The following is a 17,237-nucleotide window of genomic DNA, read 5'->3' on the forward strand; positions in this document are numbered from 1 at the left end:
TATGGAAATGGACTTCGATATCGCCGAACTGGACAGCGACGCGGCAACACCGATCGGCAGCCTGGCAAGCATCGATGCGCTGGCAAGGATCGCTCGCGGCCCGGCAAGGGACGGCCAGGTCCTGACGGGCGCCGACTTTGCCCTGCAGCCGGGTGAGCGGCTCGATACGGTCTTCGAGCAGCTCGCCGTAACGTTTGCCGCACTGCCGGCGGTGATCTCCGAAGGGCGCGTGTGGACCTATCAGGAGCTGAACAGCCGTGCCAACCAGTTCGCCCGCATGCTGATCAAGCACGGCGTGCGGCCGGGCCACCGGGTCGGGCTCATTCTCGATCGGTCGGCGGAGACCTATGTGGCGTTGCTGGCGGTGATGAAGGCGGGGGCTGCCTTCGTGCCGCTGGCCACCGCGTTTCCGCAGGAGCGGATGGCGCTGATCATCGAAGACGCCGCCGTCAGCATGATCGTCACCATCGCCGCCTATGCGTCGCGCGCTGGTCAACTGGCCGTTCCCCATGTGCTGATCGACAGCGCCGCCGCCGAGATTTCCGCGCAGTCGCCCGCGCCGCTGAAGCCGCAGGCGGCCGACGACATTTGCTACATCCTCTATACCTCGGGCACCACTGGCAAGCCCAAGGGCGTGGTCATCACGCACCAGAGCTTCGTCAATTTCATACACGTCGCGGCCGCCTCCTACGGCTACCGGCCGGGCGACCGGGTGTATCAGGGCATGACCATTGCCTTCGACTTTTCCTCCGAAGAGATCTGGGTGCCGTTCGTCGCCGGCGCGACGGTGGTGCCGGCACCTGGCCAGATGCCGCTGGTGGGCGAGGAACTGGCGGATTTCCTGCGCCTCCATGACATCACCTGCATGGCCTGCAGCCCGACATTGTTGTCATCGATGACATCGGACGTTCCCAGCCTGCGCACGCTTTTGGTGGGCGGCGAGGCCTGCCCGCACAATCTGGTGGTGCGCTGGTCGAAGCCGGGCCGGCAGATCCTCAACACCTACGGGCCGACCGAGGCGACCGTCACCGCAACGATGGGGGCGCTGACGCCGGACCGTCCCGTCACAATCGGCGCGCCGTTGCCGACTTACTCGATCGTCATTCTCGACGCTTCGCTGCCGCAACTTGCCGAGCCCGGTGAACTGGGCGAGATCGGCATTGCCGGCATCGGGCTCGCCGTCGGTTATCTGAACCGGCCGGACCTGACCGACCAGAAATTCATCGCCGATTTCGTCGGCCTGCCGAACAACCCGTCGCAGCGCATCTACCGCACCGGCGATCTTGGCCGGATCAACGATAGCGGCGAGATCGAGTATGCCGGGCGCATCGACACGCAGGTGAAGATTCGCGGATATCGCATCGAGCTCGGCGAGATCGAGGCGGTGCTGCTCGACCAGCCCGAGATCGCGCAGGCCGCCGTCACCACCTGGGAGATCGAGCCCGGCCGCGTCGAACTGGTTGCCTATTACGCGCTTAAAACCGGCGTAGCGGCGATTTCCCGAGGGGATCTCGCCCAGACGATGAAGCGGCGGCTGCCGGACTACATGGTGCCCGCCTATCTGGAGGAACTGCCTGCCATCCCGATGACCGTCTCCAACAAGGTAGACCTGCGCCAGCTGCCGAAGCCGACGAGCATCCGGCTTTCGGCCGATCGCACGATGGTGCCGCCCGCCAATGAGGACGAGCGTTTCCTGGCGGAAGCGCTGGCCACGGTGCTGAAATTCGACGCGGTGTCGGTCGAGGATCACTTCTTCGACGATCTCGGCGCCAACTCCTTGCTGATGGCGCATTTCTGCGCGCGCGTGCGCACCAGGAAGGAATGGGCGACGACGTCGATGCGCGACATCTATCTCTATCCCACAGTGGCGCGCCTGGCGCTGCATCTGGGCGTAGCGGAGGAGATGACGACGGCAACCAACGAGCCGGTCCTCACCCGCCGGGCCTCGAATTTTGCCTACTGGACCTGCGGCGCGGCGCAGCTTTCGTTCTACGGCCTCTACAGCTACGTGGCACTGTGGGCGATCAATGACGGCCTCAACTGGATGTATGACGCGCTCGACGATCCGCTGCAGCTCTATATCCGGTGCGTGGCGCTCTCGGCCGCCGTGTTCTTCGGCATGTCGGGCTTTGCCGTCCTGGCGAAATGGGTGCTCATCGGCCGCTGGAAGGCCGAGGCGTTTCCGATCTGGGGCGTGCGCTACTTCCGCTTCTGGGTGGTCAAGACGTTGATCCGCACCGCACCCGTCGTGCTGTTCCGCGGCAGCCCGCTCTACAGCCTCTATCTGCAACTGCTCGGCACCAAGCTGGGCAAAAACGCCGTCATCGAATCGAAGTCCGTGCCCGTCTGCACGGATCTTATTTCCATCGGCGCCAACACCATCCTGCGCAAGGAATCGATGATCCTCGGCTTCCGGGCCCAGTCCGGCTATATCCACACCGGGCCGCTGACCATCGGCCGCGATGCCTTTGTCGGCGTCGGCTCCACGCTCGACATCGACACCAGGATCGGCAACGGCGCCCAGCTCGGCCATTCGTCCTCGCTGCATCGCGGGCAAAGCATTCCGGACGGCGAGCACTGGCATGGATCGCCGGCAGTGCCGACCACGGCGGACTATTGCAAGGTGCGCAATGTCAATCCTTACCAGGTCCGGCGCTTCCTCTATGAAGCGCTGCAGCTGATCGGCCTGTTTGGCCTCGTCACCCCGCTGCCGCTCCTGTTCCACAGCTACTGGGAATATGTCGGCGACGACTATCAGGAGACGATCGGCCTTGTCGCAATCGGCACCACGGTCACGCTTTTCGGCTATATCGCGGCGGCTTTCCTGGCAGCGACGCTGGTGCCGCGCCTGACCAGCCTCATCTTGAAGCCGGGCCGCACCTACACGCTTTACGGTTTCCGCTACTGGCTGCAGACCGTCGCCGAATTCGCCAGCAATTCCCGCGTGCTCGGGCTCCTGGCCGGCGACAGCTCGGCCATCGTGCACTACATGCGCGCCATCGGCTGGAACCTCAACAGAGTGGTGCAGACCGGCTCCAATTTCGGCTCCAACCAGCAGCATGAAAACCCGCTTCTGTGCGAGATCGGCACCGAGACCATGGTCTCGGACGGGCTGTTCATGATCAACATGCACAAGTCCGCCTCGGCCTTCAGGCTCGAGCCGACGCGCATCGGCGAACGCAACTATCTCGGCAACAACATCTACTATCCGCCGGACGGCCGCACCGGCGACAACGTGCTGCTCGGCACCAAGGTGATGATCCCCATCGACGGGCCGGTGCGCCAGAATGTCGGCCTTCTCGGTTCGCCCGCCTTTGAAATCCCGCGCATGGTGAACCGCGACAAGGAGCTTATCGCCGGCGTCGACGAGGCCGACCGGCGCCGGCGCATCCCGCACAAGAACCGCCACAACCTGGTGACCATTCTTCTGTTCCTGGCAACGCAATGGGTCATGCTGTTCGTCACGCTGGCGATCTGGGACCGGGCGCTGAACTACTATACGGAATGGGCGGAGGTCGCCCTGTTCGCCGCCGTGCTTTTGACCTCGGCGATCACCATTCCGTTCTACATTCTGGTCGAGCGGGCAAGCCTTGGCTTTGGCCGGCTGAAGCCGCAGATGACGACGATCTACGACGTCGCCTTCTGGCGCCACGAACGCCACTGGAAGCTGGCGGATTCGCCGATCGTACGCCTGTTTGCCGGCACGCCGTTCCGGCCGATGATCCTGCGTATGCTCGGCGTCAAGGTCGGCAGCCGGGTCTATGACGGCGGCAGCAATTTGACCGAGCGTTCGCTGGTCGAGATCGGCGACGACGTCACGCTAAACGAAGGCTGCGTCATCCAGGCCCATTCGCTGGAAGAAGGCGCGTTCAAGTCCGATTTCATCCGCATCTGCGATGGCTGCACGCTCGGGCCTTCCGCCTTTGTCCACTACGGCGTGGTGATGGGCAAAGGCTCGATGGTCGATGCGGACTCCTTCGTGATGAAGGGCGAAGAGCTGGAGCCCAACTCGATCTGGCGGGGCAACCCGGCCAAGCTGCATCGCTTCGTCACGCCGGTGCCGGAGGATAGCGTCAAGGCAACGGCTTGATGAGCGCAGACATCCGCCTCGTTTCGGTGACCGGGGCCAACCGGGCCCTGGTCGCGGCTCTGGAACTGGCTGCGGATCAGATGGATTTCGTCGCCAGCAATGCGGAGTCGCTGGACGAAGCCGAAACCGACGGGGACGCTCGGCCGCGCGTCGTCATGGCAGGGGATCGCATCGTCGGTTTCCTGATGTACGAGGCGCCGCAGGACGACGACGAGGCGCGGATCTACCGCTTCATGATCGATCGCGTCCATCAGGGCCAAGGCTACGGCAAGGCCGCTTTGCGCGAAGTGCTGGATGAAATCATGCGGCTCGGCCACATCAGCCACGTTTCGATCTGCTACGAACCTGGGAATGAAGCGGCACGCCGCCTCTATCGCGCTGCCGGTTTCGTCGAAGAAGGGCCCGACGAGGACGGGGAAATGATCGCCGACCTCGCTCTGCGGGGCGAACAGCCATGACGCGCCGGCTCGATGCCGGTGCCAGCCTGTCGGCGCAGTTGCTGGCGGCGATGGCCGCCATGGCACCGGCCGGCGTTCGGATCGGATGCCGCACGATCCGCGAAGGCGATGAGAACCATTTGCTGCCGCAGGAAGCACGCTCCATCCCGTCACGCCTGCCGCTGATGCGGCGGGCGAGTGGCGCGGCGCGGTGGATCGCGCACGAGCTGCTGGCGGATATGGGCTTGAACGACGTCGCTATCCTCCGCGGCTCCTCCGGCGCACCGGTATGGCCTCATGGAGTAACGGGGTCGCTGGCTCACGACGACGAGATAGCCGTGGCGGCCGTCGCGCCGCTCTCCCACGTCGCCTCGCTCGGCATCGATATCGAGCCCGCTTTGCCCCTGCCCGACGACATCTTCGCGCTGGTTGCAGTCCCCGCTGACCGGATCGACGCAACCGACCCGTATCTTGCCGGTCGCATCCTTTTTGCCGCCAAGGAAGCTGTCTACAAGGCCGCCTACCCGCTTGATGGCGAAGTGCTGGGCTATGAGGACATCACCGTCGATCTCGACGCAAGCGACGCTGTGACGAAGACGGGCCGCAGAGCGAGACTGGTTTACTGCGTTGCTCCGTGTGTGGTCGTTCTGGCGTTTGTCGATGGTGTCCGAAGCGCCCCCCTTTAAGCGGGATGGGCCAGCGCCCGAGAGCAACGCCTGCTCAACAAAGCGCTTTTTTTCGCAGAGCGGTCGCAAAAGGCTCACACGGTTCGTCCTTTGACAGAAGAAGGAGAGCGCCATGAGAAACCTTATTATCACCGAGTTCATCAGCATCGATGGCATCGCCGAGGTCGAGAAGCTGCCCAGCGTGACCTGGAACGATGAGATGCAAAGGTTCAAGGAGGACGAGCTTGCCGACAGCGGGGCCATGCTTCTGGGGCGCACGACCTACGAGATTTTTGCCGGCTCTTGGCCCAAGGAAACCGGAGACTTCGCCGACCGGTTCAATGCGCTGCCGAAATATGTCGCGTCGACAAGCCCGAAGGCACTCGACTGGAAACCGGCCGAGTTGCTGAAGGGTGCGTTGCCGGAAGCGGTTCGGGCGCTGAAGCAAGGCAGCGGCGGCAACATCTATGTGCATGGCAGCCTGAGCGTCGCGCGGGAATTGCTGCGCCATGGTCTGGTCGATCGCGTCAGGCTGCTGAGCTACCCTGGCTCCGTCGGGGAGGGCAAGAAGCTGTTCCCGCCCGATATGCCGGTGGCGTTGGAGCCGATCTCGACCGTACAGTTCAGCAATGGCGTGGTGGCGCTGGAATATGCGGCTGGGAGGGTGTGAGACGCTGGTGGGGTAATCTCCCCTTGAGGGGAGATGTCGCCGAAGGTGACAGAGGCGGTCGGTCCGTCCTGACGCAACCTCCTATCGACCGTAGGAGGTCTAGCTTCAAGCGAGACGACCCCCTCTGGCCTGCCGGCCATTCCCCCTCAAGGGGGGAGATCGGCAGCTCACCCTGCTTTCTTCCCCCGCTTGCCCTTGGCACGCGCCTCCACCACCCTCTCCACTTCCCGCTTCAGTTCGTCCTTGACCTCCTGCGTCTCGGCCATCAGCGTGTCGATCTTCATGAAATCGAGCACGCGGTATTTCGACACCGGCGGGCGGATCAGTATGTCGGGGGGGCGCTGGTTCAGCTTGTGGGCGATGATCGACTGCATCATCAATTGCGTGGCCCCATACATCAGGTCGACCGTGGTCGGGTGCTTGCGCTCGGCCTCGCTCGGCGCGCCGACGACGTCGATGGCGATGATGATGTCGGCGGCGTCTTCGATGAGGTCGAACGGCACCGGATTGTAGATGCCGCCGTCGATCAGCACGCGGTCGTCGCGCGTCACCGGGCGGAACACGGCGGGAATGGCAGCCGAGGCGGCGAGCGCCGAATGCAGGTCGCCCTCGTCGAAGACGGCCAGCTTGTGACCGAAATAGTCCGTCGCCGTCACCTTGAGCGGGATCTTCAGCTCGGCGAAGGTTTCCGGGATGGCTTCCGGCAGGAACGCCTTCAAGATGCGCTCTATGTTGAACTGGCTGACGCGGATGCCGCCCTGCATCGCCTCGGCGATGGTGCCGGGGCGCGAGCGCCACATGCGCGCCGCCACCTCGGCGCGGCGGCCGAGGATCGAGCGGGCATAGGTCTCGATGTCCCTGCCGCTCATGCCCGAGGCCATGCCGGCGCCCATGATGGCGCCGATCGAGGAGCCGGCAATGGCCACCGGCTTGATGCCGAGCTCGTCCAGCGCCTCGACGATGTGGATATGGGCGAGGCCGCGCGCGCCGCCGCCGCCAAAGGCGATACCGAAGGTGGGGCCCGAGGTGGAGCTCGTCATTTGCCCTCCAGCTTCGGCCCGATGCTCATGATCGCGGGCGCCGGCGTCAGCAGCTTCTTCGCCGCTGCCTTGACCTGATCGAGCGTCACACCGTTGATGAGCGCCGCGCGGCGCTGCACGTAATCGATGCCGAGATTGTCGAGTTGCAATTCCACCAGGGTCGCGGCAATGGCGCTGGAAGAATCCAGATTGCTGATAGCATAGGAGCCGACCATGTATTTCTTGGTGGCGTCCAGTTCGGCCTCGGTCGGCCCCTCCTCGGCCATCTTCTTGACCACCTCCTTGACGATGCCGAGCGTCTCGGCGGCGCGATCGGAACGCGTTGCGGTGGTGATGATCAGCGCGTTGGAATGCTGGTGATCGACCATGTTGGAATCGACGGAATAGGCCAGGCCGCGCTTTTCCCGCACCTCGTCATAGAGGCGCGAGGTGAAGGTGCCGCCGCCGAGAATCTGGTTCATCAGCACCGCAGGGAAGAAATCCGGCGCATCGCGCTTCACACCGGGATAGGCAAACTGCAGCGAGGTCTGCGGCAGGTCGTAGTCGACCTCGAGCTGCTGGCCGAGCTTCAGCTCGGTATCGGCAACCGGTTGCAGCACCTGCTTTTCCGGCAGATCGCCGAAGACCTCATCGAGCTTCCGTTTCAGCGTCGCGGCATCTATGTCGCCGACCACCGCAACATGCAGGCCGCTGCGGGCGAAATTGGCCTTGTGGAAGGCAGCCAGATCCGCTGCCGTGATGGTGGCGATGCTGTCCTTGGTGCCCTGGTCGGGCCTGGAATACGGATGTTCGCCATAGATCGCGCGCAGCCATTTGGTTTGCGCGACGGTGTTGGGGTCACGCTCACTGGCGATGATGCCGGACAGGATCTGGGCGCGGATGCGGTCGATCGGCGCCTGGTCGAAGCGCGGGCTGGTGACCGCCAGCCTGAGCAGGTCGAAGGCCGCGTCCTTCTGCTCGGCCAGCATCCGCATCGCGCCATAGGTGCCGTCGCGCGCCGCTTCGAAGCCCATTTCGGCGCCGGCATCGTCAAGCTTGATCTGGAAGGCCTCGCTGTCGAGGTTTCCGGCGCCCTCGTCGAACAGGCCGGTCATCAGATTGACCAGCCCTTCCCGCCCCGCCGGATCCTGCGTCGAGCCGCCATCGAAGACGAAGCGGATGGCGATGATCGGAATGGAGTGGTCCTCGACCAGCCAGGCATTGACGCCCTTTGACGAGGTCACCGGTTGGATGTCCATCGCGTGCGCGGCAAGCGCCGGCAGGATGAGGAAGAAGATGCCGAGGAACAGTGTGGCGAGGGCGTGGAGAACCGCGATGCGCCTATGAGCAATCGCATCAGGCCCGCGATCGCCAAGGTCAGCTCCGCCCCTCATCGCGCTGCCGGGCACTTCTCCCCGTATAGTGACGGGGAGAAGGGGTCTCGCCGCGACGCTGGCGCTCTTCTTACGACGCTGATGGTTGGCGAAATCGGCGATGACAGCGCCCCTCTCCCCGTCACTATACGGGTAGAGGATGCCGGCAGGCAGGTGAGGGGCAGCGCCAACGCTCAATCTTGTCATCATCAATTCCCCGCCTGTTGCTGCGGCAAGAGATAGCCGGTCGTCGTACGGTCGAGCAGCAGATAGCGTGCGGCGACCGCCTTGATCTCATCGGCGGTGACCTTGCGAATGCGGTCCGGCCATTCCTCGATATCCCTGACGTTGCCGCCGGTGGCGAGCTCGGCGCCGTAGAGATTGGCCATCTCGTCCTGCTTGTCGCGGGCGAAGATCATGGCCCTGATATAGCGGGCCTTGGCCTTCTCCAGCTCGTCCGCGGTGACGCCGTCCTTGACGATGCGGGCGATCTCGGCCTCGACGGCCGCCTCGACGTCGCTCAGCTTTGCGTCGCCGCGCGGCGCGCCATAGACGGTGAAATTGGTGGCGTCGAGCATCGTACCCTGGAAGAAGGCGCCGGTCGCCGATGCGATGCCTTGCTTGACCACGAGCTGCTGGTAGAGCCGGCTGCGGCTGCCGCCGCCAAGGATCTCTCCCAGCAGGTCGAGCGCCTCGGCCTCGCCCGGTTTTGCCGTGTGGTAGGACGGAACCACCCATTGCGTCGAAAAGCTCGGCACCGAAACGCGCCCATCGGTGAGCGTCACCGTCCGCTTGGTGTTCTGCTCCGGCTCGACCGGGCGGATGCGCGGGGGCAGGTCGGGACCGCGCGCGACCTTGCCATAGGTTTTTTCGGCCAGCGCCTTCACGACCTCCGGCTCGACATCGCCGGCCACGATCAGCACCGCATTGTTAGGCCGGTAGTATTTGTCATAGAAGGCAACCGCATCGGTGCGGTTCAGCTGCTCCATTTCCTGCATCCAGCCGATCACCGGAATGCGGTAGGGCTGGTTCTGCCAGAGCGTCGCGTCGACCTCTTCGTCGAGCACCGCCTGCGGATTGCTGTCGATGCGCGAGCGGCGCTCTTCCAGGATCACGTCGCGCTCGGTCTTGATGACCTCGTCGGTCAAGATGAGGTTGCGCATGCGATCGGCCTCGAAGCTCATCATCTCACCGAGCGCCGAGGGCGCCACCGTCTCGTGGAAGGCAGTGTAGTCATAGGAGGTGAAGGCGTTGTTGGAGCCGCCGATGGCCGATATGGCGCGGTCGAACTCGCCCGCGGCGTGGTTGGTCGTAGCCTTGAACATCAGGTGTTCGAAGAAGTGCGCTATGCCGGACTTGCCTGGCGGCTCGTCGGCGCTGCCGATCTTGTACCACACCATATGGGTGACGATGGGGGCGCGATGATCGGGAATGACCACCACCTCCATGCCATTGTCGAGCAGGAAGTTGGCCACCTTGCCATCATCCGCGGCCAGGGCCGGGCCGGCCATGGTCAGCGCGGTGGCGAGCAAGGCTCTCCGCAGCCATTCAGTATGAAATGTCATTGATGGCTCCGGTTGTTATCGCGCGACGATAGGCAAGGTTAGCCGCGGAGGCAAAGTGAATTGTGCGTCATTTTGAAGGCGCCGGTCGCTCCACCCTTACGCAAGCTCGATGAACCGGACCACCGTCTCGCCGTAGTTTCGTTTATCAACCACCGAGAATTCCGGCCCAATCTCGAAGGGCGCCGAGGCGGCTTCCTCGACCACGCAGAGCGCGCCGGGCAGCAACCAGCCGCCATCCCTGGCCGAGCGCAGGGCGCGCTCGCCAAGGCCCTTGCCATAGGGCGGATCGGCGAAGACCAGGCCGAATGCCGCAAGCGTACCGGCCTCACCCAGGGCGGTCGCGTCGCGGCGGAAGATCTTGGTGCGGCCGGTAAGGCCAAAAGCTTCGACATTGGTGCGGATCAGGCCGCGCCCTTCGGCCGATTCTTCGATAAAGACGCCATAGGAAGCGCCGCGCGACAGCGCTTCGAGGCCGAGAGCGCCGGTGCCGGCGAAAAGGTCGAGCACACGCGCGCCGTCGAGCTTGTCGGCAAAGCGGTGCGCCAACACGTTGAAGACGGCCTCGCGGGCGCGGTCGGTCGTCGGGCGGATGGCATGGTCGCGCGGCGTCGCCAGCGGACGCCCGCGAAATTGGCCGCCGACGATTCTCATTTATGCCCGGGTCTCATTTAAGGCCGGATCTCATTTAAGTCCCGGCATCATCTGGTCCTCGGGCCCTTGGGACCGTTGCGTGGCCGCTCGCCGCCCCGACCGCCATCCGGACGCTCGCCACCCGGCTTGCCGAACGGCTTGGCTCCGCCCGGCTTGCCATAGGACGGCTTGAACGACGCCTTGCGCGCCTTGGCCTCAGCCGCCTTGGCGGCATCGGCTTCCGCCCTGCCCTTGCCGATCGGACGCGCGCCCGGCGCCATCCAGACATTAGCCTTGCGCTGGCCCGGCGGATCGATCGGCCGCTGCTCGCGCTCGGGCTTCTTGCCGCCGCGCGGTTTGTCACCAAAGGCGCCGCGCGGCTTGTCGCCGAAGCCTCCACGGGGCTTGTCGCCAAAATCGCCGCGCGGCTTTTCGCGAAACTCGCTGCGCGGCTTGTCCGAAAACTCGCTGCGCTCAGGTCTCGGGCCGCGTTCGCCAAAGCTCTTTTCCGGCCTCGCGCCCCTTTCGGGACTGGTCGACAGCTTGCCGAGCGCTTCGTCGCGGCTGCCTTCGCGGCGCTTGCGGTTCTTGATCAGACCGCCCTCGCCGATCGGCCGATGGTCACCCTCGCGGGTGACTTTCGGCCGTTCCGGCTCCACGTCACGCTCTCGCCGCACCGGCTGGTTGGAAAACGGCTTGATGATCTCGGCGTCGAAATTGGCGCCGGATTCCTCGACCAGTCGCTCGCCGAGCTGGTCGCGCAAGACGCGGCCCTTGATCTCCAGCACATGGCCTTCGGCGAGATCGTCGAGCTGGAACGGTCCGTAGGAGATACGGATCAGCCGCGTCACGTCGAGGCCGAGCGATCCAAGGATGTTCTTCACTTCGCGGTTCTTGCCTTCGCGCAGGCCGATCGTCAGCCACGCGTTGGTGCCTTGTTCACGATCGAGCGTCGCCTCGATGGCGCCGTAGAAGACGCCGTCGACGGCAATGCCTTCACGCAGGCCTGCGAGCATGCTTTCCTCGACCTTGCCATGAACGCGCACGCGGTAACGGCGCAGCCAGCCAGTGGCAGGCAGTTCGAGCACGCGCGACAGACCGCCATCATTGGTGAGCAGCAGCAGGCCTTCGGTGTTGATGTCGAGGCGGCCGATGGTCATCAGCCGCGGCAATTCGGCCGGCAGCACGTCGAACACGGTCTTGCGGCCCTCGGGGTCGCGGTTGGTGGTAACGACGCCGGCCGGCTTGTGAAACAGGAACAGGCGGGTGCGCTCGATCGGCGGGATCTCCATGCCGTCGAGATGGATGATGTCGCCCGGCATGACGTTGAAGGCCGGCGAGGTCAAAGCCCGGTTGTTGACCTTGACACGGCCCGCCGCGATCAGGTCTTCGGCGTCGCGGCGCGACGCCAGGCCGGCGCGGGCCAACCGCTTGGCGATACGCTCGCCGGCTTCTTCCGCATCTGCCGGACGCGGGCGCGGCTTGAAGGCGCCGCCAGATGCTTGCGGCCGGTCGCCACCGAAATCGCGCTTGGGGCGATCGCTGAAGTCACGCTTGGGACGATCTCCGGCGTCGCGCTGCGGGCGATCGCCAAAATCGCGCTTTGGCCGGTCAAAACGCTTTTCGCCCTCGGCGGAAGCAGGCCGATCGCCACGCGGTGCGTAGGGCTTGCGCGGCCCTTCACGCTTTTCGAAAGGCTTGCCTTCGGGACGCGGCCCCTTGCTGAATGGCCGATCGCCGCCCTTGAAATCGCGCTTTGGCCGCTCGCCATCGGCCGCAACCGGCCGATCGCCGCGCGGTGCATAAGGCTTGCGCGGCCCCTCGCGCTTTTCATACGGCTTGCGTTCACCCTCGGCCGCCATAGGGCGATCCCCACGCGGCGCATAGGGTTTGCGCGGCCCTTCGCGCTTTTCATACGGCTTGCGCTCGCCTTCGGCTGCCATCGGCCGGTCACCGCGTGGTGCATATGGCTTGCGCGGTCCCTCGCGCTTTTCGAAGGGCTTGCCTTCGGAACGCGGACCTTTGTTGAATGGCCGGTCGCCACTTTTGAAATCGCGCTTGGGCCGCTCGCCCTCAGCCGCTGCCGGCCGGGCGCCGCGCGGTGAATAGGGTTTCTTGGCCCCGAAGGAGGGTTTGCCGCTTTTGCCGGCGGCGCCATCGCGGCGCGGCCCCGCGGCTCCAGGGCGGCTTTTGCCCGGGCCTTTGTGGCGCGGAGATTTCTTGTCGTTGTCGTCCATGTGGCCTTTGCCTTGTTGCGCTGCTACAGCGTGGCGCATCCTTTCGGACGCGCAAAGGACGCTATAGCACTTTGATTTGGCGCATGATCATTTCCGAAAATCTGTTCCGATATTCGGGTTGACGCGCTCCATAACAGGATCACCGCCAAGTGGCGAGGAGATAATCGGAATGGAAACCGCTTGAAGCGGCCGGATTTCATGGCGCTGGCGCTGAAAGAGGCGCAAGCCGCCGCCTTGCGCGGAGAAGTTCCCGTTGGCGCCGTCATCGCCAGCCGCGACACGGTGGTGGCATCCGCCGGTAACCGCACCCGCGAACTTGCCGATCCGACGGCGCATGCCGAAATGCTGGCGATCCGCGCGGCCTGCCAAACGCTCTCGAGCGAGCGGCTGACCGGCCACGACCTCTATGTGACCCTGGAACCCTGCGCCATGTGCGCCGGCGCCATTTCCTTCGCCAGGCTGCGCCGGCTCTATTTCGGCGCGGCCGACGAGAAGGGCGGCGCGGTGGTCAACGGCGTGCGCTTCTTCGCTTCGCCGACCTGCCACCATACGCCCGACATCTATCCGGGCATGGCCGAGGCCGATGCGGCGCTGCTGCTCAGGGAATTCTTTCGGGAAAGACGCGAAACGTAGAGCCTTCAGCTACCGAAGGCGACGGTTCCTACCAGGAGGGCAGCCAGTCGAAGAGCCCGCCGCTCTTGCCCTTGGCGGCCGCTTCCTTCTTGAGGCGGCGTTCCTTCTTGTATTCATCCTCGCCGAGTTCGCCCTGCGGCGCCGTGTCGGAGGCAGCCCGATAGGCCAGAGGCGGCTCGCTCAGATATCTGCGAGTGTTGGGATCGCCCTGCTTTTGCTCTGCGGTGCGGCGCTGGATCTCGGCGGCGCGGCCCTTGTCTGAATCCTTCGGCGACCAGGCCGGCGGGTGGCTTGAGCCCGAATCCGCCAGCGCCTTCTTCACGGAAGCCGGATCGGTCTGCACGTCGTCGACGATCCCCGACTGATAGGACGGGTCGTCCTGGTGGGCAGTGGCGTCGGCACGCAGGCGGGCGCGGCGCTGCTCGGGCGATTCGGGCCAATCGGTGCTCGCCGTCTCGATGCTTTCCTGCGGCGGCGGCAGCACTTCCTTCTGCCCCGGCGCCGGCTTTACCAGCTCCGGGCGCGGCCTGTAGTCGATCTGTTCCTTGTGCTTGGGCGTGATCGCGAACGCGCCGGAAAGGTCGCCGGCAAGCTGCTCGCCAGCCGTCTTGTCGGTGCCGTAGGTCGGCGAACCCATGCAGCCGGACAGAGCGAGGCCGGACGCGACAAGCGGCGCCAGCAGCGCAACGCGCACGGAAGTTCTGTCGATCATGCCAAAAAGTCCCACTCTAGACAGCCTCTCGATCGTCACCGGCCAAAGGCCCCGGTCCCCATCGTCCACGCTCTTGCGACGGAATTCCGGCGACAATTTGTCTTCCGGAGTTTCGCGTGTTTATCTCAACCACTCGTTAAGGGCAACGCGCGGGCGCTTTTCACCCGCCCGCCGTGGCATTTGTGCACCGGCTTTGAGCACTCACAAACGTCCCAGAGCCTTGAGTTCATGCAGCACGGCGGCATCGCGGGCAGACACGTCGGGGAATTCCACGTCCTGCCCGACATCGGCGGTATAGCGCCACGAGCGCGCGCATTTGACCAACCCACGGTCCTCGGCCTTTTCAACCACCACCGCGACACCCTTGACGTCGTCGAGCGCAAAGGCGCCTTCCGGCGCCTTGCCGTGGGCGATGACGAGATCGCTGGTGATCGCCATTTCGGCCATGTCGACATCGGCGATCGCGGCTTCAAGCGCGGCATCGTCGAGGGTCACGACCGGCACGGCTTCCAGCGAGGCACCGATGACCTTCTGAGCGCGTGCGATCTCAAGCGCGCCGGTGACGACTCGGCGGACCTGCCGCACCTTGCGCCATTTTTCCGCCAGTGCCTCGTTCTTCCAGTCGGCCGGAATCTCGGGGAACTGGTCGAGATGCAGCGAGACAGCATCCGGATGACGGTCGAGCCAGGCTTCTTCCGTGGTGAAGGGCAGCATCGGCGCCAGCCATTTCACCAGGCAGTCGAAGAGGTGGCGCACCACTTGCACCGAGGCCTTGCGCTTCACGCTGGCGGGTCCCTCGCAATAGAGCGCGTCCTTCCTGATGTCGAAATAGAAGGCCGACAGCTCGACCACCATGAAGTCGAGCAAAGTGCGGGTGATGCGTTTGAACTCGAACGCGTCGTAGCCCGAGCGCACGACCTCATCGAGCTCGGCCAGCCGATGCAGCATCAGCCGCTCCAGTTCCGGCATCTTGTCCAGCGGCACCTCCTCGCCATCGTCATGGGCGAGCGTGCCCAGCATCCAGCGGATGGTGTTGCGGAGCTTGCGGTAGGCGTCGATGTTGGTCTGCAGCACGTTCTTGCCGAGACGCTGGTCTTCCCAATAATCCGTCGTCACCACCCATAACCGCAGAATGTCGGCGCCGGACTGCTTGATGACGTCTTGCGGCACCACGGTGTTGCCGAGCGATTTCGACATCTTTCGCCCCTCCTCATCCATGGTGAAGCCATGGGTGACGACGGTGTCGTAAGGTGCCCTGCCCCTGGTGCCGCAGCTTTCGAGCAGCGAGGAGTGGAACCAGCCGCGATGCTGGTCGGAGCCTTCGAGATAGACGTCGGCCGGCCATTTCAGGTCCGGACGGTCTTCCAGCGTGAAGACATGCGTCGAGCCCGAATCGAACCAGACGTCAAGGATGTCCATCACCTGCTTCCATTTGGAGGCATCGTGATTGCCGAGGAAACGCTCCTTGGCGCCGGCAGCGAACCAGGCGTCGGCGCCTTCCTGTTCGAAAGCATCCATGATGCGCTGGTTGACGGCTTCGTCCTTCAGCACGTTGCCATCCTCATCGGCAAAGACGGCGATCGGCACGCCCCAGGCGCGCTGGCGTGACAAGACCCAATCCGGGCGTTCCTCGATCATGGCGCGGATACGGTTCTGGCCGGCCGCCGGCACGAAGCGTGTGTCGTCGATCGCCTTCAGCGCACGGCTGCGCAACGTCGTGCCGTCGCCGAGGTCCTTGTCCATATAGACGAACCATTGCGGCGTGTTGCGGAAGATGATCGGCTTCTTCGACCGCCAGGAATGCGGGTAGGAATGCTTCAGCCGGCCGCGCGCGAACAGCGCGTTGCGCTTGATCAGTTCGTCGATGACCGCCTGATTGGCATTGCCCTTCTTGCCGTTATCGTCGATGACACGCGCGGCGCCACCTTCGCGATCCGGGCCAAAACCCGGCGCGTCCCTGGTGAAGAAGCCGGCATCATCTACAGTGAAGGGGATGGCAGGGTCGATGCCACGTGCGCGCAAATCCGATGCCGCATCCATCCAGGCATCAAAGTCCTCGCGGCCATGGCCCGGCGCGGTGTGGACGAAGCCGGTGCCGGCGTCGTCGGTGACATGATCGCCGGCCAGCATCGGCACGGCGAATTCGTAGCCGCCGCCGAGACCTTTGAAGGGATGTGAAAGTGTAAGGCTTCCAAGCTCTTCGACCGAAACGCTGCGAAGGCGATTCAAGGTGACCTTGGCCTTGGCCGAAGAGTCTTCGGCAAGCGCATCTGCAAAGATCAGCTTTTCACCGGGCTGTGGACCGAACGAATTTTCGGCTGCGGTAACTTCATAAAGGCCGTAGCCGATCCGTGACGAATAGTTGACGGCACGGTTGCCGGGGATCGTCCACGGGGTTGTCGTCCAGATGACGACGTGGGCATCCCTCAGTTCCTTGATAGCTTCCCAAGCGCCACCCAACTCGGGTGTCGTGACAGTTCTTCCTGATCCAGCGCCGACGATCGGGAACTTCACCCAGATCGTGTCGCTCTCATAATCATGGTATTCGATCTCGGCCTCGGCCAGTGCGGTGCGCTCGACGACGCTCCACATTACCGGCTTGGAGCCGCGATAGAGCTGGCCCGACATGGCGAACTTCAACAACTCCCCGGCGATGCGCGACTCCGAGTGGAAAGCCATCGTCGTATAGGGGTTCTTGAAGTCGCCGACGACGCCGAGCCGCTGGAACTCGCCACCCTGCACCGTGATCCAGTTCGCGGCGAAGTCGCGGCATTCCTTGCGAAACTCGTTGACCGGCACCTCGTCCTTGTTCTTGCCCTTGGCGCGGTACTGTTCCTCGATCTTCCATTCGATCGGCAGGCCGTGGCAGTCCCAGCCGGGCACGTAATTGGAGTCATAGCCGCGCATCTGGAACGAGCGGGTGATGACGTCCTTGAGGATCTTGTTCAGCGCGTGGCCGATATGGATGTTGCCGTTGGCGTAGGGCGGGCCGTCATGCAGCACGTATTTTTCGCAGCCGGCGGCCGCCTCGCGCAGCTTGGCGTAAAGGTCCATATCCTGCCAGCGCTTGACCAGCAGCGGTTCCTTTTCCGGCAAGCCGGCGCGCATCGGGAAATCCGTCTGCGGCAGGTAAAGCGTCTTGGAATAGTCGATCGTTTCAACAGTGTCGGTCATTGGTCTGCCATGTGCATTGCCCGGCGGGCGTA

The 17,237-nt window shown here is 64.3% G+C and carries 12 protein-coding genes; 5 read left to right on the forward strand and 7 right to left on the reverse strand.

The annotated features are described in order from the left end of the window. The first annotated feature begins 1 nt into the window (after position 1). The 4 genes from NKI06_RS17075 (at position 2) to NKI06_RS17090 (ending at position 5,862) form a co-directional block, all read left to right on the forward strand. Positions 2 to 4,090, forward strand: a complete 4,089-nt coding sequence (locus tag NKI06_RS17075; RefSeq protein WP_352986297.1) for a Pls/PosA family non-ribosomal peptide synthetase — start codon at positions 2 to 4, stop codon at positions 4,088 to 4,090. After that, positions 4,090 to 4,548 (forward strand): GNAT family N-acetyltransferase, encoded by a 459-nt coding sequence (locus NKI06_RS17080; RefSeq protein WP_023736382.1) that lies wholly within the window; start codon positions 4,090 to 4,092, stop codon positions 4,546 to 4,548. Before NKI06_RS17075 ends, NKI06_RS17080 begins: the two co-directional genes overlap by 1 nt. Continuing rightward, positions 4,545 to 5,213 carry a 4'-phosphopantetheinyl transferase family protein gene (locus NKI06_RS17085; RefSeq protein ID WP_352790349.1) on the forward strand — a complete coding sequence of 223 codons (669 nt, stop codon included), beginning with the start codon at positions 4,545 to 4,547 and terminating at the stop codon, positions 5,211 to 5,213. The genes NKI06_RS17080 and NKI06_RS17085 overlap by 4 nt, the downstream gene beginning before the upstream one ends. Positions 5,214 to 5,325: 112 nt before the next feature. Beyond that, positions 5,326 to 5,862, forward strand: a complete 537-nt coding sequence (locus tag NKI06_RS17090) for a dihydrofolate reductase family protein (RefSeq protein ID WP_023816284.1) — start codon at positions 5,326 to 5,328, stop codon at positions 5,860 to 5,862. A 167-nt stretch (positions 5,863 to 6,029) separates the two neighbouring features. Here NKI06_RS17090 and NKI06_RS17095 read toward each other — a convergent pair whose 3' ends face one another. The 5 genes from NKI06_RS17095 to NKI06_RS17115 form a co-directional block, all read right to left on the reverse strand. Continuing rightward, positions 6,030 to 6,902, reverse strand: a complete 873-nt coding sequence (locus tag NKI06_RS17095; protein ID WP_023805022.1) for a patatin-like phospholipase family protein — start codon at positions 6,900 to 6,902, stop codon at positions 6,030 to 6,032. Next, positions 6,899 to 8,275, reverse strand: a complete 1,377-nt coding sequence (locus tag NKI06_RS17100) for a M16 family metallopeptidase (RefSeq protein WP_352986300.1) — start codon at positions 8,273 to 8,275, stop codon at positions 6,899 to 6,901. The genes NKI06_RS17095 and NKI06_RS17100 overlap by 4 nt, the downstream gene beginning before the upstream one ends. 188 nt (positions 8,276 to 8,463) lie before the next feature. Beyond that, entirely contained in the window at positions 8,464 to 9,819 is a 1,356-nt protein-coding gene (locus NKI06_RS17105; RefSeq protein WP_023805020.1) for a M16 family metallopeptidase, read from the reverse strand. 96 nt (positions 9,820 to 9,915) lie between these two features. After that, positions 9,916 to 10,470, reverse strand: a complete 555-nt coding sequence (gene rsmD / locus NKI06_RS17110; protein WP_023805019.1) for a 16S rRNA (guanine(966)-N(2))-methyltransferase RsmD — start codon at positions 10,468 to 10,470, stop codon at positions 9,916 to 9,918. 47 nt (positions 10,471 to 10,517) lie between these two features. Beyond that, a complete protein-coding gene (locus tag NKI06_RS17115; protein ID WP_352986303.1) occupies positions 10,518 to 12,686 on the reverse strand; it encodes a pseudouridine synthase in 2,169 nt (722 codons plus the stop codon). Positions 12,687 to 12,866: 180 nt separating this feature from the next. Here NKI06_RS17115 and NKI06_RS17120 point away from each other — a divergent pair, with 180 nt between their 5' ends. Next, positions 12,867 to 13,319 (forward strand): nucleoside deaminase, encoded by a 453-nt coding sequence (locus NKI06_RS17120; protein WP_023819983.1) that lies wholly within the window; start codon positions 12,867 to 12,869, stop codon positions 13,317 to 13,319. A gap of 28 nt (positions 13,320 to 13,347) precedes the next feature. Here NKI06_RS17120 and NKI06_RS17125 read toward each other — a convergent pair whose 3' ends face one another. Both NKI06_RS17125 and ileS read right to left on the reverse strand, forming a co-directional pair. Continuing rightward, the gene (locus NKI06_RS17125; RefSeq protein WP_023682973.1) at positions 13,348 to 14,031 is read right to left on the reverse strand and encodes a hypothetical protein; all 684 of its coding nucleotides are present in this window, start codon (positions 14,029 to 14,031) and stop codon (positions 13,348 to 13,350) included. 201 nt (positions 14,032 to 14,232) lie between these two features. Beyond that, a complete protein-coding gene (gene ileS / locus NKI06_RS17130) occupies positions 14,233 to 17,205 on the reverse strand; it encodes an isoleucine--tRNA ligase (protein ID WP_352986304.1) in 2,973 nt (990 codons plus the stop codon). Between the last annotated feature and the right edge of the window lie 32 nt (positions 17,206 to 17,237).

The organism is Mesorhizobium sp. M0772 (genome assembly GCF_040320135.1).
Taxonomy (GTDB): Bacteria; Pseudomonadota; Alphaproteobacteria; order Rhizobiales; family Rhizobiaceae; genus Mesorhizobium.